This window comes from Syntrophales bacterium (genome assembly GCA_035363115.1).
In the GTDB taxonomy this organism is placed as follows: domain Bacteria; phylum Desulfobacterota; class Syntrophia; order Syntrophales; family PHBD01; genus PHBD01.
On sequence record DAOSEM010000002.1, the window covers coordinates 385,183 to 407,746 of the forward strand.

At 63.6% G+C, this 22,564-nt stretch carries 22 protein-coding genes; 14 read left to right on the top strand and 8 right to left on the bottom strand.

Annotated features, from left to right (window positions below):
• Window positions 1-7 precede the first annotated feature (7 nt).
• From PLO63_07230 to PLO63_07240, 3 genes are all read right to left on the bottom strand, one after another.
• Window positions 8-2,038, bottom strand: coding sequence for an AMP-binding protein (locus PLO63_07230; protein ID HOI73926.1), 2,031 nt, complete (start codon window positions 2,036-2,038; stop codon window positions 8-10).
• Window positions 2,028-2,855 (bottom strand): ABC transporter ATP-binding protein, encoded by an 828-nt coding sequence (locus tag PLO63_07235; GenBank protein ID HOI73927.1) that lies wholly within the window; start codon window positions 2,853-2,855, stop codon window positions 2,028-2,030. The genes PLO63_07230 and PLO63_07235 overlap by 11 nt, the downstream gene beginning before the upstream one ends.
• Window positions 2,856-2,920: 65 nt before the next feature.
• Window positions 2,921-4,123, bottom strand: coding sequence for an ABC transporter substrate-binding protein (locus PLO63_07240; protein HOI73928.1), 1,203 nt, complete (start codon window positions 4,121-4,123; stop codon window positions 2,921-2,923).
• A gap of 421 nt (window positions 4,124-4,544) precedes the next feature.
• Here PLO63_07240 and PLO63_07245 point away from each other — a divergent pair, with 421 nt between their 5' ends.
• From PLO63_07245 to PLO63_07255, 3 genes are all read left to right on the top strand, one after another.
• Window positions 4,545-5,324 carry an alpha/beta hydrolase gene (locus PLO63_07245; GenBank protein ID HOI73929.1) on the top strand — a complete coding sequence of 260 codons (780 nt, stop codon included), beginning with the start codon at window positions 4,545-4,547 and terminating at the stop codon, window positions 5,322-5,324.
• Between the two features lie 124 nt (window positions 5,325-5,448).
• Complete coding sequence (locus tag PLO63_07250) at window positions 5,449-5,895, top strand: NUDIX domain-containing protein (protein ID HOI73930.1); 447 nt, start codon at window positions 5,449-5,451, stop codon at window positions 5,893-5,895.
• Window positions 5,892-6,422, top strand: coding sequence for a cyclic nucleotide-binding domain-containing protein (locus tag PLO63_07255; GenBank protein HOI73931.1), 531 nt, complete (start codon window positions 5,892-5,894; stop codon window positions 6,420-6,422). The genes PLO63_07250 and PLO63_07255 overlap by 4 nt, the downstream gene beginning before the upstream one ends.
• A 49-nt stretch (window positions 6,423-6,471) precedes the next feature.
• Here PLO63_07255 and PLO63_07260 read toward each other — a convergent pair whose 3' ends face one another.
• A complete protein-coding gene (locus tag PLO63_07260; protein ID HOI73932.1) occupies window positions 6,472-6,891 on the bottom strand; it encodes a hypothetical protein in 420 nt (139 codons plus the stop codon).
• Window positions 6,892-7,046: 155 nt separating this feature from the next.
• On the opposite strand from PLO63_07260, the gene PLO63_07265 reads away from it, so the two are divergent.
• The 4 genes from PLO63_07265 to PLO63_07280 all read left to right on the top strand — a co-directional run bounded on the left by PLO63_07265 (window position 7,047) and on the right by PLO63_07280 (window position 9,890).
• Window positions 7,047-7,718: an NAD(P)H-binding protein gene (locus tag PLO63_07265; protein HOI73933.1), complete on the top strand. Its 672-nt coding sequence runs from the start codon at window positions 7,047-7,049 to the stop codon at window positions 7,716-7,718.
• Between the two features lie 100 nt (window positions 7,719-7,818).
• Window positions 7,819-8,310, top strand: coding sequence for a redoxin domain-containing protein (locus PLO63_07270; GenBank protein ID HOI73934.1), 492 nt, complete (start codon window positions 7,819-7,821; stop codon window positions 8,308-8,310).
• A gap of 24 nt (window positions 8,311-8,334) precedes the next feature.
• Complete coding sequence (locus tag PLO63_07275) at window positions 8,335-9,321, top strand: aldo/keto reductase (protein HOI73935.1); 987 nt, start codon at window positions 8,335-8,337, stop codon at window positions 9,319-9,321.
• Between the two features lie 107 nt (window positions 9,322-9,428).
• Window positions 9,429-9,890: a hypothetical protein gene (locus PLO63_07280; protein ID HOI73936.1), complete on the top strand. Its 462-nt coding sequence runs from the start codon at window positions 9,429-9,431 to the stop codon at window positions 9,888-9,890.
• 76 nt (window positions 9,891-9,966) lie between these two features.
• Here the strand turns inward: PLO63_07280 and PLO63_07285 are convergent, their stop codons facing one another.
• Window positions 9,967-11,994, bottom strand: coding sequence for an acetate--CoA ligase family protein (locus tag PLO63_07285; protein HOI73937.1), 2,028 nt, complete (start codon window positions 11,992-11,994; stop codon window positions 9,967-9,969).
• A gap of 694 nt (window positions 11,995-12,688) precedes the next feature.
• Between PLO63_07285 and PLO63_07290 the strand changes: the two genes are divergently transcribed.
• Complete coding sequence (locus tag PLO63_07290; GenBank protein ID HOI73938.1) at window positions 12,689-13,591, top strand: MBL fold metallo-hydrolase; 903 nt, start codon at window positions 12,689-12,691, stop codon at window positions 13,589-13,591.
• Window positions 13,592-13,635: 44 nt separating this feature from the next.
• Here PLO63_07290 and panB read toward each other — a convergent pair whose 3' ends face one another.
• A complete protein-coding gene (gene panB, locus PLO63_07295) occupies window positions 13,636-14,454 on the bottom strand; it encodes a 3-methyl-2-oxobutanoate hydroxymethyltransferase (GenBank protein ID HOI73939.1) in 819 nt (272 codons plus the stop codon).
• Window positions 14,451-15,350, bottom strand: a complete 900-nt coding sequence (locus PLO63_07300) for a DUF2520 domain-containing protein (protein HOI73940.1) — start codon at window positions 15,348-15,350, stop codon at window positions 14,451-14,453. The genes panB and PLO63_07300 overlap by 4 nt, the downstream gene beginning before the upstream one ends.
• 126 nt (window positions 15,351-15,476) lie before the next feature.
• Between PLO63_07300 and PLO63_07305 the strand changes: the two genes are divergently transcribed.
• Genes PLO63_07305 through bcp form a run of 6 tightly spaced genes read left to right on the top strand, consistent with a single transcriptional unit; the run spans window position 15,477 to window position 22,014 of the window.
• Window positions 15,477-17,279: a PAS domain S-box protein gene (locus tag PLO63_07305; GenBank protein ID HOI73941.1), complete on the top strand. Its 1,803-nt coding sequence runs from the start codon at window positions 15,477-15,479 to the stop codon at window positions 17,277-17,279.
• On the top strand, window positions 17,266-18,483 hold the full coding sequence (locus PLO63_07310) for an efflux RND transporter periplasmic adaptor subunit (GenBank protein HOI73942.1): 1,218 nt from the start codon (window positions 17,266-17,268) through the stop codon (window positions 18,481-18,483). The genes PLO63_07305 and PLO63_07310 overlap by 14 nt, the downstream gene beginning before the upstream one ends.
• On the top strand, window positions 18,480-19,184 hold the full coding sequence (locus tag PLO63_07315; protein ID HOI73943.1) for an ABC transporter ATP-binding protein: 705 nt from the start codon (window positions 18,480-18,482) through the stop codon (window positions 19,182-19,184). Before PLO63_07310 ends, PLO63_07315 begins: the two co-directional genes overlap by 4 nt.
• Window positions 19,162-20,316, top strand: a complete 1,155-nt coding sequence (locus tag PLO63_07320; protein ID HOI73944.1) for an FtsX-like permease family protein — start codon at window positions 19,162-19,164, stop codon at window positions 20,314-20,316. The genes PLO63_07315 and PLO63_07320 overlap by 23 nt, the downstream gene beginning before the upstream one ends.
• Window positions 20,316-21,482: an ABC transporter permease gene (locus tag PLO63_07325; protein HOI73945.1), complete on the top strand. Its 1,167-nt coding sequence runs from the start codon at window positions 20,316-20,318 to the stop codon at window positions 21,480-21,482. The genes PLO63_07320 and PLO63_07325 overlap by 1 nt, the downstream gene beginning before the upstream one ends.
• 58 nt (window positions 21,483-21,540) lie before the next feature.
• Complete coding sequence (gene bcp, locus PLO63_07330; protein ID HOI73946.1) at window positions 21,541-22,014, top strand: thioredoxin-dependent thiol peroxidase; 474 nt, start codon at window positions 21,541-21,543, stop codon at window positions 22,012-22,014.
• 30 nt (window positions 22,015-22,044) lie between these two features.
• Here the strand turns inward: bcp and rnhA are convergent, their stop codons facing one another.
• On the bottom strand, window positions 22,045-22,521 hold the full coding sequence (gene rnhA / locus PLO63_07335; GenBank protein HOI73947.1) for a ribonuclease HI: 477 nt from the start codon (window positions 22,519-22,521) through the stop codon (window positions 22,045-22,047).
• Window positions 22,522-22,564 lie beyond the last annotated feature (43 nt).

A 22,564-nucleotide genomic window follows, 5' to 3' on the forward strand; every position in this document is an offset into this window, starting at 1 on the left:
TTCTGGTTCAGTCCACCGGGATGACCCGGACCCGCGTCTCGATCCACCCCTCCCGGCCGTCGCGGTAGCGGACGGGGGTCTTCACGTCCACTTCCTGCTCGTTCCGGTACATGGCCTCGATGAGGCGGAGGTACAGTCCATAGACGAAGCGGCGCCGGACCTTGCCCGTGCGCGTCAGCTCGTCGTCGTCGGCGTCGAGGAGTTTGTAGAGGAGGATGAACTTGCGGATCCGCATGAACGCCGGCAGACGCTCGTTCACCTCCCTGAGCTCGGAGAGGATCAGTTTTTCCACTTCCGGCTGCTGGGAGAGGTCCAGGTAGGTCGTGTAGGGGATCATACGCTCCTCCGCCCAGTTGCCAACGTTCCCGAAGTCGATGTTGACGAAGGCCGTGAGGAAGGGCCGCCCCTCGCCGAAGATCACCGCCTCCTTGATGTAGGGACTGAACTTCAGGCGTGTTTCAATGAAGTCGGGCGAGAATGCCTCGCCGGTCTTGTTGCGGATGATCTCCTCCTTGCGGCCTATGATGACCAGGTGCCCGTCCCCGTCCAGGTAACCCGCGTCGCCCGTCTTGAGCCAGCCGTCCTGGAAGGCGCTCTCGGTGGCGGCGAAGTCCTTGTAGTACCCGGCGAAGTTGGCATCCGCCCGGACGAGGACCTCCGAGTCCCCGGCGATCTTCACCTCCGTCCCCGGCAGCGGCCGGCCCACGGTCTCGGGCTTCACCTCGCCGTCCGGCTGGACCTGGAAGATCCCGCCCGACTCAGTCAGGCCGTAGCACTGCTTCAGGTTCAGACCGACGGCCCGGAAGAAGCGGATCACGTCGGGGCTGATGGGGTGGCCCCCCGTGAGGACGCAGCGGAAGCCGGCACAGCCGATGCGGTCCAGGAGCGGATCGTATACGAGCCGCTTCGCCATGCTCTGTACCAGCCGGTCTGACCAGGAGCGTGAGCCGTTGCCCGATTCCTGCTCTGCGGACCGGCGTCCCGCTGCCTCGGCCCACCGGAAGAGAAGGCGGTTGATCCAGCCGGCGTCGGACATGCGGACCCGGATCCGGGATGCGAGATCCTCCCAGAAGCGGGACGAAGTGATCAGGACGGAGGGGCCGATCTCCCGGAAGTCTTCCGTCACCGTCTCCGGGGTCTCCGGGAAGTTCATCGTCATCCCGCTCACCAGGGCCACGCCGAGGCCCCACATCTGGTCGACGATCCAGGCGGGAGGAGAGATGGAGATCCAGTTTTCCCCGGGCTGGAGCGAAAGATAATCCGTCCAGCTCCGGCCCATGGCCGTGAGGCCCCGGTGGCTCAGCATGGCCAGTTTCGAGACCCCCGTGGTTCCCGATGTCTGGATCATCAGGGCCGTGTCCCGGGAATTCCCCCGGGCCAGTTCGCGGTCGAAGAGATCCGGATCGCTCCGCTCCGCCTCTTCTCCGAGCTGCAGGAGCTCCCGGTAGCTCATCAGCCAGGGATCCTCCCGGTAGTACCGCATTCCCGTCGGATCGACGTATATGACCTTCCGGATGTGGGGGAGATCCTGGCGGTGCTCCAGGAGCTTGTCCGCCTGTTCCTGGTCCTGGACGATGACACAGACGGCGCCGACCCGCCCGAGGGAGAAGCGAAGCTCGTCGGCGACGGAAGACGTGAAGAGGTTCAGGGTTACGGCCCCCAGGGACTGGGCGCCCAGCTCGCCGTAGAGCCACTCGGGGCAGTTGTTGACGATGAGGGCGACCGCCTCGCCGCGCCGGATCCCCAGGGATTTCAGGCCCAGGGCCGTCTTCCGGACGTAGGCGAGATAGTCGTTCCAGGAGTGGGTCTGCCAGATGCCGTAGGCCTTTTCCCGGATGGCCGTTCTTTCTCCCAGGAGCTCCGCCTGGCGGGCGAGAACCTGCGGGAGGGTCAGGCGCGCCACTTCCCTGGGCGCACCTTTCGAAGCGGGACCGGACGAAGTCGCCGACGCAGCCGGCGACGAGAGCGCTGCCCCCGGGAGAAACCGGCTGAGCCATTTGACGGTGCTGCCGGATCGCAATACGGATTCAGCCGCCATGTTCATCCCCCAGGTAGGCCCGGATCACCTCCGGGTGGCTCCGGACCTCCTCCGGCGTCCCCTCGGCGAGCTTCTCGCCGAAATTGAGAACCACGACACGCTCCGAGATGCTCATGACGATGGACATGTCATGCTCCACGAGGATCATGGTCTGGCCCCACCCCTCGTTCAGATCCAGGAGGAACCGCACCATGTCCTCCTTCTCCTCCAGGTTCATCCCGGCGAAAGGCTCGTCCAGGACGAGGAGCTTTGGCTCCAGGGCAAGCGCCCGTCCAAGCTCCACCCGCTTCATCAGGCCGTAGGGGAGGGAGCCCACGGTCTTCTTGCGGATCGCCTGGATCTCGAGAAAATCGATCAGCTCCTCCAGGAGCCGGCGGTGGCGGATCTCCTCCCGCCGGACGGCGGGGCTGAAGAGGCAGGCGTCCATCAGGCGATACCCGCAGTGAATGTGCCGGGCCAGGAGCAGATTCTGCAGGACCGTCATTCCCGGAAACAGCTCGATGTTCTGGAAGGTGCGGCCGATGCCGACCCGGACGAGGTGGTGGGCGGGCATCCGCGTGATGTCCCGGCCGTTGAAGCGGATGGTTCCCTTCTGGGGCTGGTAAAACCCGGTGATGCAGTTCAGGAGGCTGGTCTTGCCCGCCCCGTTGGGGCCGATCACGGCCAGAAGTTCGCCCGTCCTGGTCGTGAGGCTTACGTCCTGCAGGGCCTGGACCCCTCCGAAGGCCAGCGACAGGCCCTCCACGTCCAGGTCCGCCCGGCGTTCAGCTTCAGCGGGGGCCTGGAAGAGGGCCGGCTCTCCCCGGAATGCCTTCATGGTTCTTGCTCCTTGTCTTTTCGGCAGCGCCGGCCCGGAACCATACCGGGCCGGCGCGGGCGTGGCTATTTCACGAGCCGGATCTTTTCTTTCCCGGGTGTGTAGAAATTCGTCAGGGGGACATAGGTGCCGTCTTCACGGACCTGGACGATGCGGGCCCGGTATGACGCGCCATGGTCCTTCTTCGTATAGGTGACCGGAGGGAGCAGTCCCCCGAAGTCCTCGTTCTTGAAGGATTCCATGGCCTGGTTGATGGTGCTCCGGTTCACCTCCTTGTACTTTTCGTGGGCCCGGACGAAGGCCCGCTCCATGATCATGCCGATGGCGACGCCTTCCCAGTAGGCCGCGTCAAAACGGTTCACGGTCTTGTATCGTTTCCAGAGCTCCTTCATGACGTTCATTCCCGGCGTGTTGTCCGACGGCAGGCCGCCCGGAAACTGCATGGCGAGGCGGTCCCGGATGAGACCCTTGCCCTGCCGGAAGAAATCGGGGTCCGTCGAGGTCCAGGTACCGAGGAAGCGGGGATTGTAGCGGAGCCGGTCGGCACTCCGGAGGGTCGTGATGATGGCCGCCGGCAGCATCTGAATGAAGACGTATTCGGCGCCGCTCTTCTGGAGACGGAGGAGTTCCGTGGTCAGGTCCACGGTCTTGGGCGGGAATTCCTCGACGGCGACGATCTTCACGCCCAGTCGGGCCGCGTATTCCCGGGTCGGCTTGTGGATCGAGCGGCCGTAGGCGTTGTTGTAGGTTAAAAGCCCGACTTTCGGGGCTTCTTTCCCGGTGTGAATCGCCTTGATGTACTCGAGGACGGCCTGGCAGTCCATGCGGTAACTTCCGAAGGGGAGATACATGTAATCTACGGGTTTTTCGAGGATCTCCCAGCTGGTGGAGAAGTTGATGGTGGGGATCTTGTACTGCTGGACGATGGGCTTGGCCGCCAGCCCTTCGCCGGCGCCCCAGGTGGCGATCATGTCCACCTTGTCCTGGATGGCGAACTTCTTGACCGCCGCCACCGCTTCGGGAACCTTGTAGGCCGTGTCCGCCAGGAGGACCTCGATCCGGCTGCCGGCGACGCCTCCCTTGACGTCGTTGACGTAGGCCAGGTAGTCCTGCAGGCCCTTGGCGTGGAACTGGCCCCAGGTGGAGGCGGGTCCCGTCATGTTGATGGCGGCGCCGACCTTGATCGTCTTCGCACCGGCCGGAGCGGCGGCGACGAGGAACACGGCCGTGAGGACGGCCAGCAGGGTGGAACAAAGTATCCGTTTCATGATCTCCTCCTTCGGAAAATAAAAAAGGCCGGGGATGATTCCGCGGCCTGGCCAAAAACAAAAAGCCGCGGGCGGTATGAGATCCGCCCGCGGCCCGTTCATTTCATTCTGTGTCGGACCCTACAGGCAGACCTCCCGGGTAAAGCTAAAAAAGCAGAAAAAGAAGGTTGCCTGGATGGTTCCGGTGGACATTGATTTCTCCCGATGAAAAAAGTTGGGAACTTTTACTCTGGGAGACCGGCGAATGTCAAGAGGAAATTGCCCCGGAATGATTTTCCTGACTTTGTATCTCGTGCATTGCCTAAATAAAGTGGATCATTTACCATGAGTCCGGCCGACGCGGGATCCTGAATGCTTATTGATTGCTTCATGCATGCGGCCTGCCGGATGACCATGGACAACCGGGGGGGAGGTTGGTGAAATGAACGGAAACCTTTTCATGATCCACGGGATGTATGCGGGACCCTGGATGTGGGAACATTACCGGGGCTGGTTCGAGGCCCGGGACTGGCAGTGCGTCGCGACGGCTCTGCGCCATCGGGACAATCAGCCGGGCGGTCCTCCGGACCCGCGGCTGGGGAAGGTGAGCCTGCTGGATTTTGCACAGGACCTGGAGGACGAAATTCGCCGGCTGGACCGGAAGCCCGTTGTCATGGGCCACTCCATGGGGGGCCTGCTCGCGCAGATCCTGGGAAGCCGCGGTCTCGCCGCCGCGCTGGTCCTGGTCGCCCCCGCCGCTCCCGCGGGCATTCCGGTCACGAGCCCTTCCGTGACGAAAAGCTTCCTGGGGCAGTTTCTCCAGTGGGGATTCTGGCGAAAGCCGGTCCTGATGTCCTATGCGGATTCCCGGTTCGGCGCCATGAACCGTTTGTCGGAGGAGGATGCGCGGCGCATCTACGACCGGTACAGTCACGAGTCCGGGAGGGCCCTGTTCGAGATGGGCCTTTGGCCGCTCGATGGAAAACGGGCCTCCCGTGTGGACGAGCTGAAAATCGACGTCCCCGTGCTGGTTCTGGTGGGGGATCGGGATCGGATGACGCCCCCGGCCGTAGCGCGGAAGATCGCTGCAAAGTACCGCTCCGTCTCGACGCTGAAGGTGCTTCCGGGCCACGGCCACACATTGCCGGCCGAACCTGGCTGGGAGGAGATCGCCGCCTTCATTGAGGATTGGCTGATGCAGACCGTTCCGGGATCGGAGTGAATCCGTCCACCCCGAGTCTTTGTATTGACGCCGGCACTGCACCGGTTTATCATGGGCGCAAGAATGTCTCAGGGCGGATGCGCGGTGCATCCTTAAAATCGCTGGCGGGCTTCAGGAGGCACAAATGAGAGTGCGTGTTTCGGCCGTGTTCGAGCAGGCGGGAGAAGTCCTCTGCATGCGTTATGTCTACGGAGGAAAGGATGTGTATGCCCTTCCAGGCGGCGGGGTCGACAAGGACGTGCCTCTCCAGGAGGCCACCACCATGGAATGGAAGAACGAACTGGGGGTGAAGCTGGTCATCGGCGACATCATCATGATCGGCGAGGCGCCGGCGACAAAGCGCTATCCCCAGACCCTGCACGTCATATTTGAAGCCAGGGAGGTTCACGGGACGCCGAAGGTCCGGACCGATCACACGACTTCCCTGGAGGTCTGCTGGGTTCCCGTGGACAAGCTCGCCAAGATGCCGCTTTACCCGGATGTAGGCAAACAGCTCCATGAATATTTCCTGGACGGAGCCCGCCGATCCCTGCCCTTCATCGCCAACTGCATGGAACGGGGGTTCTGGTGATATCGTTCGACATGCAGGAGACGGTCCTGCTTCGCCTCCTCGATGAAATCGCGTTTTTCGATGTCTTCGAAGATGACGAGATCGCCAATCTCATGAAGATTGCGGCATGGGTGGACATCCCGGTGAACCAGCGCATCATCCGGGAGGGGGAACTGGATCTCAGGATGTACGTGCTGGTGAAGGGACAGGCGGACGTGCTCTTCCGGGGGAAGACGATCGCCGGCCTTCAGGCGGGGGACATCTTCGGCGAGGTCGGCCTCATGGGAAAGCCCAGGATCGCCCACGTGGAGGCCCGGACGGACTGCCTGCTGCTCGCCTTCGACGCCGATGACCTGAACAACCTGATCCCGATCCTGCAGGTGAAATTCCTGCGGCGGGTACTGGAGGCCGTGTTTTCCAGGCTTCAGAAGTCGAACATCCAGAAATGGATGCAGCCTTCGGGAAAAAGAAAAACCCGGGGGGGCAGCGATACCATCGAGCTGCTGCCGCCCGGGACCATAACGGGAACAAGGGGTATCCGGGACTGAATCTCCGGGAGCCCGGATTTGAATGGGCATGCCTCGGGAAGCCGCGGGGTCAGGCTTCCTTTTTTTCCTTTTTCTCTTCTTCTTTTCTCAGCGTCTCCCTTGGCTTTTCCTCTTTGTCCACCTTCAGCTCCACGTCCATTCCCATCCCCGTATCGCCAGCCGAGATCGTCTGGGGGGCGGAAGCGGTTTTTCCCTTGGTGATGCTCAGGGCCATCCCGGAATAGTTGATGACCCAGTTTCGCAGATCGAACTGGATGTAGCGGACACCGTTGATGCGGGTGATCTCTTTCACCATCTGCTCGAGGTTGCCGAGATCGAACTCATCGCCCTTCCGGTTTTTCAGGAGCTCTCCGTAAAGGTAAGCCGTGTTGCCGATAAAGGAATAGTCAATCCTGGTCGTGTCGACATCGTAGCGAACCAGGATGTTCCGGATTTTGCGATTGACTTCGTAGCGGTCCACGGCGGCCATGTTCAAATCCTCCTGGCGGTTCATACCATTTCTGCGAATCAATTTGAACCGCTTTTCCGTCTGAGCGTGCCCGCCCGTCAATCATCCATTGACGGCTCGACTTCGTTTCCCTTATGGTTTTCATCGGATGTATTACTATCCAGTGAGGGGTGAGCATGGGGGATGCATCGGTTCTGCTGCTGGGCGCGACGGGCCTGGTCGGCGGCGAGTGCCTGAAGCTGCTGGTCACGAGGGATGATTACCGGCGGATCGTGGTGCCGGTTCGCTCTCCTCTTCAGGATACGCCTCGGGATTCCCGTGTGGAGGTCCACACAATCGACTTCGAGCGGATCGGTGACTTCGCGTCCCTGTTCGCCGTGGATCACGTGATTTCCTGCCTCGGGACGACGATCGCGAAGGCGGGTTCGCGTGAGCGCTTCCGCCGCGTCGATTTCCACTACACCTATGAAACGGCACGCCGCGCCGCCGGGGAAGGGGCGTCCCACCTGCTCCTGGTGACGGCCATGGGGGCCGATACGTCCTCGCGGATTTTCTATAACCGCGTCAAGGGAGACCTGGAAGAGGCCGTGAGGGGGCTTCCTTTCCGAAGCGTAAGCATTTTCAGGCCGTCCATCATCCTGGGCGACCGGCGGGAGAGCAGGGCGGGGGAATCGGCAGGCAAGGTACTGGCGGCTCTCTTCGGTTTTGCCATCCCGTCCCGTTACAAGCCCGTGGCGGCCCGTGACATTGCCCGGGCCATGCTGGCCGTGGCCAGGGAATCCCCTCCCGGAATCAGGATCGTCGAATCGGATGCCATCCGGCGAATTGCCCGGAACGCGATTGCATGACGAAGCATTCTTCTACGGACGGAAACGCAGGACCGCTACGGCCCGGTCTGTGGAGGGAGTACCGGTCTCTTCATCCGCATCCAACATAAGGAGGGAAGACATGACGGAACGGAAAGTCATTGCGATGGGAAGGAAAGCGAAGGATTTTTTGCTGAAGGACCAGGACGGCGAAGATTTCAGGCTGGCGGCCTACCGGGGCAACCGAATTCTCCTGTCCTTCCATCCGCTGGCGTGGACGCCGATCTGTGCACAGCAGATGAAGGACCTGGATCGGAAACACCGATCGTTCCAGAAGTTCAATACGCTGGCTGTCGGTCTCAGCGTGGACAGCGTGCCCTGCAAGGCGGCCTGGGCGAAAAGCCTGAAGCTCCGGCACACGCGCCTCCTGGCGGATTTCTGGCCCCACGGCGGGGTGGCGAAATCGCTGGGCATCCTGCGGCCCGAGGGCTTCTCGGAGCGGGCGAACATCCTGCTCGACGAGACGGGCAAGGTGGTTTTCACAAAGGTCTATCCCATCCGGCATGTCCCGGACCTGAACGAGATCCTGGCGGCCCTGGCGGCTCCGGCGGTGACGAAGCGGTCTGCCCGGTAACGGGACGAAACGGAGGAAGCCGGGATGAGACATAGACGGCTCGGGAAAGAGGGTCCCCTTGTTTCGGCCCTGGGGCTGGGGTGCATGGGAATGTCCGAATTCTACGGCGCCCGCGACGATGCGGAATCGCTCGCCACCATTGACCGGGCCCTGGAGATGGGAATCACGCTGCTCGATACGGCCGACGTGTACGGTCCCTTTCTGAACGAGGAGCTGGTCGGAAAGGCCGTCCGCGGCCGCAGGGAAGGTGTCTTCCTGGCCACCAAGTTCGGGATCCTCCGAAGCGACGATCCCCGGTACCGGGGGGTGTGCGGGAAGGCGGACTATGTGCGCTCCGCCTGCGAGGCCAGCCTGCGTCGCCTGGGCGTCGAGGTCATCGATCTCTACTACCAGCACCGGGTGGACCCGGAGACGCCCATCGAGGAGACCGTCGGCGCCATGGCGGATCTCGTCCGGGAAGGGAAGGTCCGCTTCATTGGTCTCTCCGAGGCGGGACCCGGCACGATCCGCCGGGCCCATGCCGTTCATCCCGTGACGGCCCTCCAGAGCGAGTATTCCCTGTGGACGCGGGATCCTGAGGAAGGGACGCTTCAAGTCTGCCGCGAGCTGGGAATCGGGTTCGTGGCCTACAGCCCCCTGGGGAGGGGGTTCCTGACAGGGCGGCTCCGCTCGCTCGAGGATCTTCCTGAGGGTGACTACCGGCGAACATCCCCCCGGTTCCAGGGGGAAAATTTCCGGAAGAACCTGGAGCTGGTGACGCGCGTGGAGGCGATGGCCCGGGAGAAGAACTGCCGTCCCGGCCAGATTGCCCTGGCCTGGGTGCTCAGCCGGGGCGAGGACGTCGTTCCCATCTTCGGCACGAAGCGCCGGACCTACCTGGAAGAAAACGCGGGTGCGCTGGACATCGAGTTGACGGAGGCGGAGAGGAGCCTCCTGGAGGAGGCCTTTCCGATCCACAGAGCCGCCGGGGCGCGCTATCAGGAAGTCATGATGGGCTTCCTGGGCAGGTAAGCGGGAATGGCCGGAATGGATTTCCCCGGTCCGGGACGTCGGGTACGTCACCGCATGCCGGAACGGGCAACGGGGCGGAACAACCGAAGGAAAAGGAAAAGCGGCCCATGACGGACATCTCCCCGCACCTTTTGTTCTTGATTTTTTTGGCCCTGGCGGCGTTGACGGTCCTCGTGTTCCGCCTGATCCCCAAGTCCCGGGGAAGCCTGCGGGCGGCCCCGGAGACGGAGGAGGCGTTCACCGCCGGCGAGGCGGATCCGGATTACCGCTACTTTGCGGCCGGCCCCGAGGCCCATCCCTCGGCCCTGTTGATGATCCGGGACGACTGGAGCCTCGAGGGCGGCTGGCGGGAGCTGACGGACCCCGAGCGGGACCTTCCCGCGGCCGTCGAGGGAATGCAGCAACTGGCGGCGGAACGGAATCGTCCCCTTCACGCCTCCGATCTCCTGGACCCTCATGGAATGAAGATCGGCTCCTGGTACGGCCCGCTGGGACCGAGACCCGGGGTCCTGTTTCGGGAAGGGGGGAGGCTGTCGGTCGACCCGCCACCCATCATTCATGAACCGTAAAAAAAAGGGACACTTTCCAAATTTTTCACGGACTGGCGAAAAGATGAGAAGTGTCCCTGATTTTTGAAACCCGGGTTTATGCGCCGGTGTAAATACGCCAGTCAACGGCACAGGCTCCCTTTTCGTAGACCAGGACCGGATTGAGGTCGATCTGCTCGATCTCGGGACGGTCCTTCACCAGCCTTGCCAGGGATTGCATCAGCCTGACAAGGGCCTTGACGTCCTTCGGCTTCTGTCCCCGAATGCCCGCCAGGACCGGCCCCCCCCGGATGCCCCGGATCGCCTGCAGAAACTCTTCGTCCGAGGCGGGGAGGAGGCAGAACCGGACGTCCCTGTAAATCTCCGTGAAGATGCCGCCGAGGCCGAACATGAGCGCGTGGCCGTACTGCGGATCCTTCAGGACGCCAAGGATCACCTCCGTTCCGCCCGCCGGCGCCATGGCGGATACGGTGACTCCGTCGATCCGGGCCTTCGGCATCTTCTTCCGCACCGTCTCCAGGATGTCTCCAAAGGCAGCTCTAACGGTCCCGCTGCCTGAGGAGAGGTTCAGGCGGATGCCCCCGACGTCGGACTTGTGGGAGATGTCGGGGGAGGCGATCTTGAGGGCCACGGGCCCCCCGAAGGCCTTTGCCGCCGCGGCGGCCTGGAAGGGCGTGTCAGCCAGGACGGTGTCCGCCACTGGGATGCGGTACTTTTTCAGGAGCGACATGGCCGCGACGGGAGGCAGGAGATTCGTCGCTCCGGCCTGCGGCGCGGCATGGGGCTCTTTGGCTGCCGGCATTTCGTCGAAGCGGACCAACTGTGCCAGAGCACGGACACCACGCTCCGGCGTGGGGTAGACGGGAATCCCCTTCCTGTGCATCTTCAGGGCTTCCTCCCGCTCCACGTCGGCGCCACCGCAGAAGATGACGAGTTCTCCCTTCCCGGTGACGATGTCCGAGGCGCCGTGAACGGGGTCACCGAAGACGATGATGCTCGTGTCATAGTCCGACTTCGCCTGGGCGATGACCTTCGCGTAAAGGCTGGGGTCGGTGATGGCGTCCCCCGTCAGGTCGATGGGGTTGTATACGCCGCAATGAGCCGGCAGGAAGGACCGCAGGCGCTTCTGGAGGGCTGCCGAAGGAATGGGAGAGGTGAAGCCGTACTTCTCCGCCTCGTCGATGGCGAGGATGGCTGCACCGCCGGAACTGGAGATGGACAGCAGGCGGCGGCCCTTCGGCCTGTCCAGGTAGGCCAGGGCCTTGGCGAAATCGTACAGCTCCTCCAGGTTGTCCGCCCGGCAGACCTTGAATTTCCGGAAGATGGCCTCGTAGATCTCGTCGGTCCCCGCCAGGGACTTGGTGTGGCTCTCCGCCGCCACGCGGCCGCGGGCGGTCCGGCCCGCCTTGAGGATCACAACGGGCTTGTTCACCGTCCCCAGCGCCTCCAGGAATTCGGCGGGGCGCTTGACCCCCTCCACGTAGAGGGCGATCACCCGGGTGTTCCTGTCTTCGTTGAAGTACCGGATGCAGTCCGATTCGTCCACGTCTGCACGGTTGCCGAGGCTGACAAAGACACTCACGCCCAGATCCTCTTCGGTGGCCCAGTCCATCAGGGCAGCCCCGACGGTGCCGCTCTGGGAGATGAAGGCCATCCGGCCGCGGGTCGTGAGGAGCGGCCAGGATGCGCAGAGGCTGGCGTAGGGTGCGTTGACCCCCTGGCAGTTGGGGCCGATCAGGCGGACATTGTATTTCCGGGCCGTGGCGGCCAACTCGGCCTGGAGCCTTTCTCCTTCTTCCCCCGCTTCGGCGAAGCCGCCGGTGACGATCACGGCGGCCTTTACACCCGCCCTGCCGCACTCTTCGACGGCCCCGATGACCATCCGCGACGGGATCACGATCACGGCGAGGTCCGGCGCCGTGGGGATGGAAGCGATGTCCCGGTAAGACTTCAGGCCCAGGAGTTCGTCGGCCTTCGGGTTCACGGGAAAGATGGAGCCCTTGAACCCGGCGTGAATCAGGTTGTAGAGGACGTCGTAGCCGAGCTTCCCCGGCGTTCCGGAGGCCCCGACCATGGCGACGCTCCGCGGCTTGAAGATGGCGTCCAGGCGGCTCTTCCCTTTCATGTTCCCTCCTTTTTCGGTATGGATGTGAATGAGTCGATGCGGCAGGGTCTCCGCCCCCCAAGCGAAGACGGCGCATGCTACCATAGTTCCTGGGGATTTTCCAGAAGCGGTGCTGGCTCTGCGGACGGCTGCGGTTTTCCGGTTCGGTTGGGGCGCGGGGGCTGCCACGGGGGCGTACCGCCGTCGCGGAAACGTTTCCGGACGTGCTGTTGAAAAATACCCGTCTGCGGCGTTTCCCTCATCCCTCGCCATTCGACGTACCGAAAAGGGTACGACTCATGGCTCAGGATTTCGGGGGCCTTGCGTCCGGGCATTTTTGAACAGCCCGCTACATGCTCCCGCAGGGGTGTTTCAATTGCTCCTCTGGAAACCCCCGGTCGCGCCCCCGCGAACGTCCGTCGGGGAGAGGGGGCTTCCCGGAGCGCGAATAGCGGCTTTTTCGGGGCACCCTGCCGTCGCAGCGCAGCGCCCGCAAAGTCATCTGTCTGAGCAACGTCCGGTGCGAGTTATGACTTTGCAGCGGTGCGAGACGTTGCAAAGGGGGCGGATTTCAAATCTTCCCCCATACGCTTCTGAGCGCGAGGGAAGCCCCTCTCCGTGGCACGCAAATTTTATCCCTTGGAACGTCGGGAGATAGACATCCGGTACTGAGATAAAGAATGAATGGAAAAGAAGAAACTTTGAGGAAAAGAAAATGAGACACCGGAAAGCCGGCAAGGTTGCCGAGGGGATCTGGTACCTGGGAAGGGAGGAAACGGGGCTTTACGTCCTGGAGGGAACCCGGGAGGCCATGATCGTGAGCGGAGGGATGGTTTATATCCTGCCGCAGGTTGTCCGCCAGATGGAATCCTTCGGGATCGACAGGAGGCGCATCACCAGAGTCCTGATCCTCCATGCTCATTTCGACCACCTCGGTGTTATCCCATGGTGGAAACGGACCTTCCCGGACACGGAGGTCCTGGCCTCCTCGCGAGCCTGGGAGGTTCTGTCCATGCCGAAGGCCGTCGCCACGATCAACGAATTCAGCCGCATGGTCACGGAAAGGATGGGTCTTCAGGAGGGACTGAAGAACTACGATTACGCCTGGCGGGATGACGTCATGGGCCGGAACGTCCGGGAGGACGACCGGATCGAACTGGGAGGCCTGAGCGTCCGGATCCTCGAGACGCCGGGCCATTCGTCCTGCTCGATCTCCGCTTACGTGCCGGAATGGAAGGCCCTCTTCGCCTCCGACGGAGGGGGCATTCCCTTCAGGGACTTTTCGATCCCCCTGGGGAACTCGGATTTCACGAAATTCGAGGAGAGCCTGGAAAAAATGGACCGGCTCCCCGTGGATTGCCTCTGCGCGGACCACTACGGCTTCATCACCGGAGTGGAGGCGGGACGATTCATCGGCCGGACCCGGGAGGCGGCAAAGATCCTGCGCCGGTCCATGGAAAAAGCCCTGGAACAGCACGGCGGCATGGAGGAGGCCGCACGGGCTCTGACCGGCGATCTCTATCGGCTGCACCCGGACTATTTCATGTCGCCGGAGATTACCGAGGGGATCTTCCGCCAGATGATCCGCCATGTCGCCGGCGGGGCACAGCCGTCCTGACGGCTCGGAAGTACGCGTGGCGGCCGTGCCATCGTGGCATTTCCTTACAGGAAGGAGTGCTCCGGCCCCGGGAACTGGCCCTGCCGGACCTCCTCGATGTACTTACCCACGGCCTCTTTCATCTGGGCGTTGATGTTGGCGTACTTCTTGACGAATTTGGGAGTGAACCGCTCGAACATCCCCAGGAGGTCGTGGAGCACCAGGACCTGGCCGTCGCAGTGGATGCCGCCGCCGATGCCGATCGTGGGGATCGAGAGCGCCTCGCTGATCACCCGTCCGAGCTCCGTCGGGATGCACTCCAGGACGATCGAAAACGCCCCCGCCTCCTCGAGGATCTTTGCGTCTTCCAGGATCCGGTTCGCCGCCTCGCTCCCCTTGCCCTGGACCTTGTAGCCGCCGAGCTGATGAACCGACTGGGGGGTCAGGCCCAGGTGGGCCATGACGGGAATCCCCGCGGCGGCAATGCGGCGCGTCACTTCCGCCACCTCCCGCCCCCCTTCGAGCTTCACCGCCTGGGCGCCCGCCTCCTGGAGGAAGCGGCCGGCGTTGCGGACGGCCTCGTCCACCGAGACCTGGTAGGACATGAAGGGCATGTCGCCGATCACGAGGGCGCGGCTCACGGCCCGGGTAACGGCCTTCGTATGATGGATCATGACGTCCATCGTCACGGGGAGCGTGCTTTCGTATCCCAGGACCACCATCGCCAGGGAGTCGCCCACGAGGATCAGGTCGATGCCCGCCTCGTCCACCACGGCTGCGGTGGGGTAGTCGTAGGCGGTGATCATGGTGATCTTCTCGCCTCTCTTTTTCATGTCGCGGATGGTTGCCGTGGTGACCTTGTTCAGCTTGCCGTGGGTGCTCATGAGGTTCCTCCCGATAAAATGGAATTAAGTTGCTCCGCCTGCTCCAGGGAAAGGGTTCCTTTCTCCCGGGCCAGCTTCACCGTTTGTTTTCCCAGGACGCGGTAAGTCTCCAGGAGGTGTGGAAGTTTCTCCCGGAAGGCCGCAAGATGCTTTTCGATGGTTCCGGCGTCCCCCCGGACGATGGGTCCCGTGAGGGCCCGGACGGTTCCCATGGTCTCGATGTTCCGGAGTGTCCCTCCGATCAGGGGCCAGACGGCCCGAACCGCATCCTCCCGGTCCATTCCAATGGACTCGTAGACGGCCTCGACCTGGCGGATCAGAGTAACCAGGTAGTTCGAGGCCATGCAGGCGGCGGCGTGATAGAGGGCCTTGTTTTCCCCGGCGACAAAGAAGGGGGTGCCGCCCAGGTCCCCAACGATGCGGACGGCCCATTCCCGGGCGGGTTCGTCGGCGGTGACGCCGAAGACGCTGCCGGGCAGGTTCTCGAGCGCCATGGCGGAGTCTGCGAAGGCCTGCATCGGATGGATGCTGGCCCGGCAGGCGCCGGCCTCCCGCGCCGGTTCGAGAAGGTCGAGTCCACCGGCGCCGCTCATGTGAACGGCGGTCTGCCCTGGGTGGAATCCTCCCCCCTCGGCGATCTCGCGGCAGACGGCGAGAATCTGGTCGTCGCCGGTGGTGAGGAACACCATGTCAGACCGGGAGGCTGCCTCGGCAGCCCCGCCGGCGATGGGGGCGCCCGTGGCGGAGGCGGCCCGCTCCCTTGCCTCCGGGGAGACGTCGTAGAGGGCCGCCAGCCTGTAGCCGGCTTTGCGCAGCAACACGGCCATGGCGGTTCCGACCTTGCCGAGACCGATGAAAGCGATTCGGGATTCCTGGGAGTCGTGATGGGAGGTCATATGGATGCCGCGCCAGTGCTCATTTCCGGAACTGAGGCACAATCTTGTTGAAACATCGGTGTGATGTCAAGTATAAATCCCAATCCATATCCGGGCAGCGCGATTCCAGTCCAGGAAAGCCGATGCATGAGCGACAGAACTCCCCGCCCCACGAAAAGGCCGTTGCGGAAGGCCGTGCGCAGGACGGCGGGCCGTCCGAAATCCGGTCCATCCAGTGTTTCCCCATCCCATGATTCCTTTTCCGGCATCGCAAACGGAAAAAGGGACCTGAGGAGCATCGTCGATATCCTTCCCGATCCGACGTTCGCCATCGACCTGGAGGGCGTCGTCGTGGCCTGGAACCGAGCCATGGCGGACCTGACCGGGGTTCCCGCCGGGGAGATGATCGGAAAGGGAGACCACCAATATGCGGTCGTTTTTTACGGCGAACGGCGGCCCATCCTCATCGATTTCATTCTCCATCCCGGAAGCGACTGGGAGAAGTCATACAGCGTCCTGGAAAAAACCGAAGACGGACGCATCATCGGTGAGTCGTACATGCCGAACATGCGGGGCGACCGGATGTACTTCGTCGGCAACGCCGCCCCCCTCCGTGATGTGGAGGGCCGAATCCAGGGGGCCATCGAGACGATCCACGACCTGACGGTGCGTCGAAAGATCGAGCAGGCCCTTCAGGAGAGCGAAGAAAAATACCGCACCATCCTGGAGGCCGCGGACGAGGTCTATTTCGAGGTCGACCTGTCGGGGAACCTGACCTTCTTCAACCGTGTCCTTCCGGAATATGTCGGATACACGGCGGAGGAGCTGGCCGGGGCGAATTACCGGATGTTTATCGGCGAGGAAACCTCCCCGCAGGTGTTTCAGATCTTCAACCGGGTGTTCCGGACGGGGCTCCCGGAGCGGGCGTCGGAGTGGATCATGAAACGCAGGGACGGCGAGACCTTCATGATCGAGGCGGCCGTCTTCCTGAAGCGGGACGCCGAAGGAAAACCCATGGGCTTCCGCGGGACGGCAAGGGACATCTCGGAGCGGAAGAGAGTGGAGGCCGAGCTGCGCGAGAGCGAGGAGCGGTACCGAACCCTGGCGGAGCGGTCCTTCGCCGGTGTTTACGTGATCCAGGACGGACGGTTCCGCTACCTGAACCGGAACGCCGCTTCGTACGCGGGTTACGACCCTGAGGAACTGGTCGATACGGTCGCCATGGACCTGATCCTGCCGGAGGACCGCGAGCGGACGTGGCAGTTCGCACGGGACATGCTCCGGGGGATCCGCTCCACTCCCTATGAATTCCGGATCCGCACGAAGACGGGGGAGATCCGCTGGGTCATGGAGACCGTCACGCCGATCCGTTTCCGCGGACGCCACGCCATTCTCGGGAATTCCATGGACATCTCGGAGCGGAAGGGGGCGGAGGCACAGCTCCGCTACCTGAGCACCCACGACGTTCTCACGGACCTCTACAACCGGGCCTATTTCGAGGAAGAGCTGAGCAGAATGCAGCGCGGCCGCTCCTATCCCGTCAGCATCATCATGGCCGACCTGGACGGCCTGAAAAGGATGAACGACGAAGGCGGACACGCCGCGGGGGACGACTTTCTCAAGCGGGCCGCACGGGTCCTGCAGGAATCGATGCGTGCGGAAGACGTCTTGGCCAGGATCGGTGGGGACGAATTCGCGGCCCTCCTGCCGTTTTCAGATCGCGAGGTCGCCTCCTCCATCATCGACCGCATCCGGAAGAACCTGGAAGAGCACAATCAAGCGCATCCCGGCCCTCCGCTGAGCATCTCCATCGGAATGGACACGGGACAGAAGGGATCGGACCTGACTCTCATCATGCAGGCGGCGGACCGGTTCATGTTCATCGAGAAAGCCAGGAAGAAGGCCGCCAATCCGCTCCTGGGAAGGGGAGGCGAACATGGCCCGGGATGACCTCTCGGCTCTGAAAATCGACAAGACGCGGAGAAAGCAGCCCCTGAAGGCATCCAGGAAATGGACGATCGCGGCCGTCGTGGCGGTTCTGCTCCTCGGGGCGAGCGTTCTCTATGTCCTGGGCATTCTGACGCCCTCTGTCACGGTGGAGACCGCCGCGGTTTCGCAGGTCTATCCGTCCCAGGGCCTGACGGTCCTCAACGCCAGCGGCTACGTGGTGGCCCAGCGGAAGGCGGCGGTGGCGTCGAAGGCCACGGGTCGGCTGGTGGCGCTCCTGGTGGAGGAGGGGAGCCGCGTCCGGAAGGGCCAGATCATCGCCCGCCTCGAGAACGAGGATGTCCTCGCGTCCAGGGACCAGGCGGCGGCCGGCCGGAACGTCTCCCGGGCGAACCTGGAGCAGGTCCGGGCGGAACTGGAAGAGGCCCGAAGGGATTACGGGAGGCACAAACGCCTGGTCGAAACGGGGTCCGTGTCGAGATCTGCCTATGACCTGGCGGAAACAAGGCTGCGCAGGGTCGAGGCGGCCGCGGCTTCCGCGGAGGCTTCGCTGAAGGTGTCCGAGGCCGGTGTCCGGGGGGCCGAGACAGCCCTCGACTACACGCTGATCAAGGCTCCCTTCGATGCCGTCGTGCTGACGAAGAACGCCGACATCGGCGACATCGTCACCCCCCTGGGGGCCGCCGCCAACGCCAAGGCCGCCGTGGTTACCATCGCCGATCTGGGATCCCTGCTGGTGGAAGTGGACGTGTCGGAATCCAACATCGGGCGGGTCAAACCCGCCCAACCCTGCGAGATCAGCCTGGATGCCCTCCCGGAGGCGCGTTTTCCCGGGGAGGTCCACGCCATCGTCCCGACGGTCGACCGGAGCAAGGCCTCCGTCATGGTCAAGGTCCGGTTCCTGAAACCGGGCGACCGGCTCCTCCCGGACATGAGCGCCAAGGTGGCCTTCCTCTCCCGGCCGGTTGCGGAAGGCGAGGAGAAGGCCCGTCTCGCTGTCCTCCGGACCGCCGTCCTGGAGAAGGAAGGGAAGCGGATCGTCTTCGTGGCCCGGGGAGACCGGGCGAAACAGGCAGTGATCGAAACAGGGGCCGATATCGGGGACATGGTCGAGGTAACCGGCGGACTCCAGGCGGGGGACCGGGTGATCCTCAAGCCCCCGGGCCGGATCCGAGACGGGTCCCGCATCCGTGTTGCCGAAAAATGAGCGACAGCCCGCCCATCGTCCGCATTCTGAATCTCAGCAAGGCCTACCGGCGGGGAAGCCTGGAAGTGCCGGTCCTGCACGACATTTCCTTCGACATCCGGAATGGCGAATTCCTGTCCCTCATGGGGCCCTCCGGATCGGGCAAGAGCACGCTTCTCAACCTCATCGCGGGGATCGACCGGGCCGACAGCGGCAGCATCCTGGTCGAGGGCGTGGAGATCACGACCCTCTCGGAGACGGAGCTGGCGGCGTGGCGGGCCGGCGCCGTGGGGTTCATCTTCCAGTTTTACAACCTGATCCCCGTCTTGACAGCCCTGGAGAATGTCGAGCTTCCCCTGACCCTCTCGGGCCTGACGAAGCGGGAGCGGCGGGAGCACGCGCGGATGTGCCTGGACCTGGTGAGCCTCTCCCACCGGCTGGACCACTACCCGGGCCAGCTCTCCGGGGGGGAGCAGCAGCGGGTGGCCATCGCCCGGGCCATCGTCACGGACCCGGTCCTGCTCGTGGCGGATGAGCCCACGGGCGATCTCGACCGGGTATCGGCGTCGGAGATCCTCGACCTGATGGAGCGCATGAACGGGCAGCTGGGAAAGACGATCATCATGGTGACCCACGATCCCCGGGCGGCGCAGCGGGCCCATGTCCTGCGGCACCTGGACAAGGGGGTGCTGAGCAACGATGATCCTGCGCATCCTCTTTAGGAACGCCTTCCGGAACCGCCTCCGGACGGGGCTCACAATCCTGGGAATCACCGTGGCGATCCTGGCCTTCGGCCTGCTCCGGACCGTGGTCGCCGCCTGGTACGCCGGGGTGGAGGCCGCCTCCGCGGCCCGCCTGGTGACCCGGAACTCCGTCTCCCTCATCTTCCCGCTCCCCCTCGCCTACAAGGACAAGATCCGCCAGGTCTCCGGCGTACGGAGCGTTTCCTGGGGCAACTGGTTCGGCGGCATCTACATTGAAGAGAAGAATTTCTTTCCGAATTTTGCCGTGGACGCTCCGACGTACCTGGACCTTTATCCCGAGTTCATCATCCCGGAAGACCAGAAGAAATCCTTCCTCGGCGACCGCAAGGGCTTCGTGGCCGGACGCAGGCTCACCGCCCAGTTCGGCTGGAAGATTGGCGACACGGTCACGCTCCGGGGCGTCATCTTCCCGGGGAACTGGGATTTCGTTCTCCGGGGGGTCTACCGGGGGCGGGACAAGACCATCGACGAGACCCAGTTCTTCTTCCACTGGGACTACCTGAACGAGATGGTGCGGAGGCTGTATCCCGGGCGGGCCGACCAGGTGGGTTTCTACATGATCGGAGTGACCCACCCGGACCTGGCCGCGGAGGTGTCCGCGGCGGTGGACGACATGTTCCGGAACTCCCTGGCAGAGACGTTGACGGAGACGGAGAAGGCCTTCAACCTCGGATTCATCTCCATGACCTCCACGATCGTCCTGGCCATCCAGCTCGTCTCCGTCGTCATCATCTTCATCATCATGGCCGTCGTGGCCAACACGATGGCCATGACGACGCGGGAGCGCATCGGCGACTACGCCATCCTCAAGACCCTGGGCTTCGGAGGCCGCCATATCGCCGCCCTGGTCTTCGGAGAGGCCCTCGTCATCACCCTGACGGGCTGTGTCTTGGGGATGGCCCTGACGTTTCCCGTAGCCCGCGCGTTCGCCGACAGCCTCCCGAATTTCTTCCCCGTCTTCAATGTCTCGAAAGAAACCCTGGCCCTCGACGTTGTAGCGGCCCTCCTGGTGGCGGGTGTCGCCGGCGTCATCCCGACGCGCCGGGCCATCAGGATCCGAATCGCCGACGGGCTTCGGAGGATCGGGTGATGGCGGTTCCCCTCTCCTACAGCATCCGCAACCTCTGGACCCGGCGCCTAACGACGATCCTGACGGTCTCCGGCATGGCGCTGGTGGTCTTCGTTTTCGCCACGATCCTGATGCTGGCCGAGGGGCTGCAGAAGACCCTCGTGGAGACGGGGTCCTACGAAAACGTGGTGGTTGTCCGGAAAGGATCGGGATCCGAGGTCATGAGCGGGGTGGACCGGCAGCAGGCCGCCGTCGTGGAGGTCCAGCCGGAGGTGGCGATTGGGTCCGACGGCCGGAGGCTGCTCGTGAAGGAGCTCGTCGTCCTGATCGCCCTGCCGAAGCGGGACACGGGGCAGAAGTCGAACGTGGTCCTCCGGGGGATCATGGAAGCCTCGCCGAAACTGAGGCCCCAGGTGAAGCTGGTGGCGGGGAGGCTGCCCCGCATGGGGACGACGGAGGTCATGGCGGGGATGGGGGTCGTCCGCGGCTTCCGGGGCGTCGGCCTCGGCGAGAACCTCTGCTGCGGGCTCCGGAACTGGCGGATCGTGGGGATCTTCGACGCCGGCAACACGGGATTCAACTCGGAGATCTGGGGGGACGTCGACCAGTTCATGCAGGCATTCCGGCGGCCGGTCTACTCGTCCGTTCTCTTCAAACTACGGGACTCCGGGGAATTCGAGGCCATGAAGGCAAGGATCGAAAAGGATCCCCGGCTGACCCTGGAGGCGCGGCGTGAGACCCGCTACTACCTGGACCAGTCGGAGGCGATGGCCAAGTTCCTGCGGATCCTCGGCATCTCGCTCACGGTCATCTTTTCCCTGGGGGCGGTCATCGGGGCCATGATCACCATGTACTCGGCCGTGGCGAACCGGACCGCCGAGATCGGGACGCTCCGGGCTTTGGGTTTCCAGCGCCGGAGCATCCTCCTGGCCTTCCTCGCGGAGTCGATGATCCTCGGATTCCTGGGCGGAGTGGCGGGGCTGTTCTTCGCCTCCTTCATGCAGTTCGTGACCGTCTCCACCATGAACTTTCAGACCTTCGCGGAGTTGGCCTTTTCGTTCACCCTGAGTCCCGCCATCGCCCTGGAGGCGATGCTGTTTTCCCTGGGGATGGGATTCGTGGGCGGTGTCCTGCCGGCGTTCCAGGCGGCCCGCCTGAACATTGTGGACGCCCTGCGGGCGGTGTGAGCCGGGCCGGCGTCCGATTCACAACCGGAAAAGACCATTCAATTTCAGGGAGGAAAAGATGAAACGGCTCAAGAAAGGGGACAAGGCCCCCGCGTTCGAGTTGAAGGATGAGAACGGCAACCCCGTCGGGCTGTCGGATTTCCGGGGCCGGAAGCTCCTGGTGTTTTTCTACCCGAAGGCCGGCACCTCGGGGTGAGCCAGGCAGGTCCGGACCGTGCTGGAGGCACGGCGGGAGCTGGAGAGGCGGGGCGTGGCCGTCCTGGGAATCAGCCGGGACGCAACGGCGGCACAGAAGAAATTCAGCGAGAGAGAAGAGCTGGATTACCCCCTCCTGTCGGACCCGGACGCGGTGGTTGCGGCCGCCTGGGGTGTCTGGGGAGAAAAGACGATGTACGGGAAGAAGGGGATGGGAATCACCCGCTCGGCCTTCCTGGTCGATGAAGAGGGGAGGATTCTCGGCGCCTGGTACGGGGTGAAACCGGAGGATACCGCATCCAGGGTCTTGGAAATGCTTGGAGCGGAAGGATTGTAAGGGCTTCCGGCAAAGGCAGGAGCGACGGTTTCAGGGCCGGTATCCCAAGTCGGCAGGAAGGTCTGGCTGCTTCGCCGCCTCCTGTGCCAGGCGGTCGCACCGCTCGTTCTCCTCGTTCCCGGCATGTCCGCGGACCCACTGAAAGCGGACGCGGTGCCTCTCGCACAACTCCAGGAGTCTCTCCCAGAGGTCCGCATTCTGGGCCTTTTCCCGCTGGCTTCGCATCCACCCGCTTTCTTTCCAGCGCTTCGCCCAGCCCTTGTCGATGCCGTTGAAGACATACTGCGAGTCGGTAACAAGGACGGCTTCGCAGGGCTTCTTCAGGGCCTCCAGGCCCCGGATGGCCGCCTGGAGCTCCATGCGGTTGTTCGTCGTCAGGCGGTAGCCGCCGGAAAGCTCCTTTCGGTGCGGGCCGGAGAGCAATACCACGGCCCAGCCACCCGGCCCGGGATTTCCCAGGCAGGCTCCGTCGGTGAAGATGGTGACGCTGTTTAGGTCCGGGACCATGAATGCCTTTCCATTTCGAAGTGGGCGCATCTTAGGGCACAGG

Excerpts from the sequence above, each read along its gene's own strand:
- PLO63_07275 (HOI73935.1), top strand. The coding sequence starts at position 8,335 with ATGAGACATAGACGGCTCGGGAAAGAGGGTCCCCTTGTTTCGGCCCTG.
- rnhA (HOI73947.1), bottom strand. The coding sequence starts at position 22,521 with ATGGTCCCGGACCTAAACAGCGTCACCATCTTCACCGACGGAGCCTGC.
- PLO63_07240 (HOI73928.1), bottom strand. The coding sequence starts at position 4,123 with ATGAAACGGATACTTTGTTCCACCCTGCTGGCCGTCCTCACGGCCGTG.
- PLO63_07260 (HOI73932.1), bottom strand. The coding sequence starts at position 6,891 with ATGGCCGCCGTGGACCGCTACGAAGTCAATCGCAAAATCCGGAACATC.
- panB (HOI73939.1), bottom strand. The coding sequence starts at position 14,454 with ATGAGCACCCACGGCAAGCTGAACAAGGTCACCACGGCAACCATCCGC.
- PLO63_07310 (HOI73942.1), top strand. The coding sequence starts at position 17,266 with ATGGCCCGGGATGACCTCTCGGCTCTGAAAATCGACAAGACGCGGAGA.
- PLO63_07325 (HOI73945.1), top strand. The coding sequence starts at position 20,316 with ATGGCGGTTCCCCTCTCCTACAGCATCCGCAACCTCTGGACCCGGCGC.
- PLO63_07300 (HOI73940.1), bottom strand. The coding sequence starts at position 15,350 with ATGACCTCCCATCACGACTCCCAGGAATCCCGAATCGCTTTCATCGGT.
- PLO63_07230 (HOI73926.1), bottom strand. The coding sequence starts at position 2,038 with ATGGCGGCTGAATCCGTATTGCGATCCGGCAGCACCGTCAAATGGCTC.
- PLO63_07315 (HOI73943.1), top strand. The coding sequence starts at position 18,480 with ATGAGCGACAGCCCGCCCATCGTCCGCATTCTGAATCTCAGCAAGGCC.
- PLO63_07270 (HOI73934.1), top strand. The coding sequence starts at position 7,819 with ATGACGGAACGGAAAGTCATTGCGATGGGAAGGAAAGCGAAGGATTTT.
- PLO63_07235 (HOI73927.1), bottom strand. The coding sequence starts at position 2,855 with ATGAAGGCATTCCGGGGAGAGCCGGCCCTCTTCCAGGCCCCCGCTGAA.
- PLO63_07250 (HOI73930.1), top strand. The coding sequence starts at position 5,449 with ATGAGAGTGCGTGTTTCGGCCGTGTTCGAGCAGGCGGGAGAAGTCCTC.
- PLO63_07280 (HOI73936.1), top strand. The coding sequence starts at position 9,429 with ATGACGGACATCTCCCCGCACCTTTTGTTCTTGATTTTTTTGGCCCTG.
- PLO63_07305 (HOI73941.1), top strand. The coding sequence starts at position 15,477 with ATGAGCGACAGAACTCCCCGCCCCACGAAAAGGCCGTTGCGGAAGGCC.
- PLO63_07285 (HOI73937.1), bottom strand. The coding sequence starts at position 11,994 with ATGAAAGGGAAGAGCCGCCTGGACGCCATCTTCAAGCCGCGGAGCGTC.
- PLO63_07290 (HOI73938.1), top strand. The coding sequence starts at position 12,689 with ATGAGACACCGGAAAGCCGGCAAGGTTGCCGAGGGGATCTGGTACCTG.
- PLO63_07265 (HOI73933.1), top strand. The coding sequence starts at position 7,047 with ATGGGGGATGCATCGGTTCTGCTGCTGGGCGCGACGGGCCTGGTCGGC.
- PLO63_07245 (HOI73929.1), top strand. The coding sequence starts at position 4,545 with ATGAACGGAAACCTTTTCATGATCCACGGGATGTATGCGGGACCCTGG.
- PLO63_07320 (HOI73944.1), top strand. The coding sequence starts at position 19,162 with ATGATCCTGCGCATCCTCTTTAGGAACGCCTTCCGGAACCGCCTCCGG.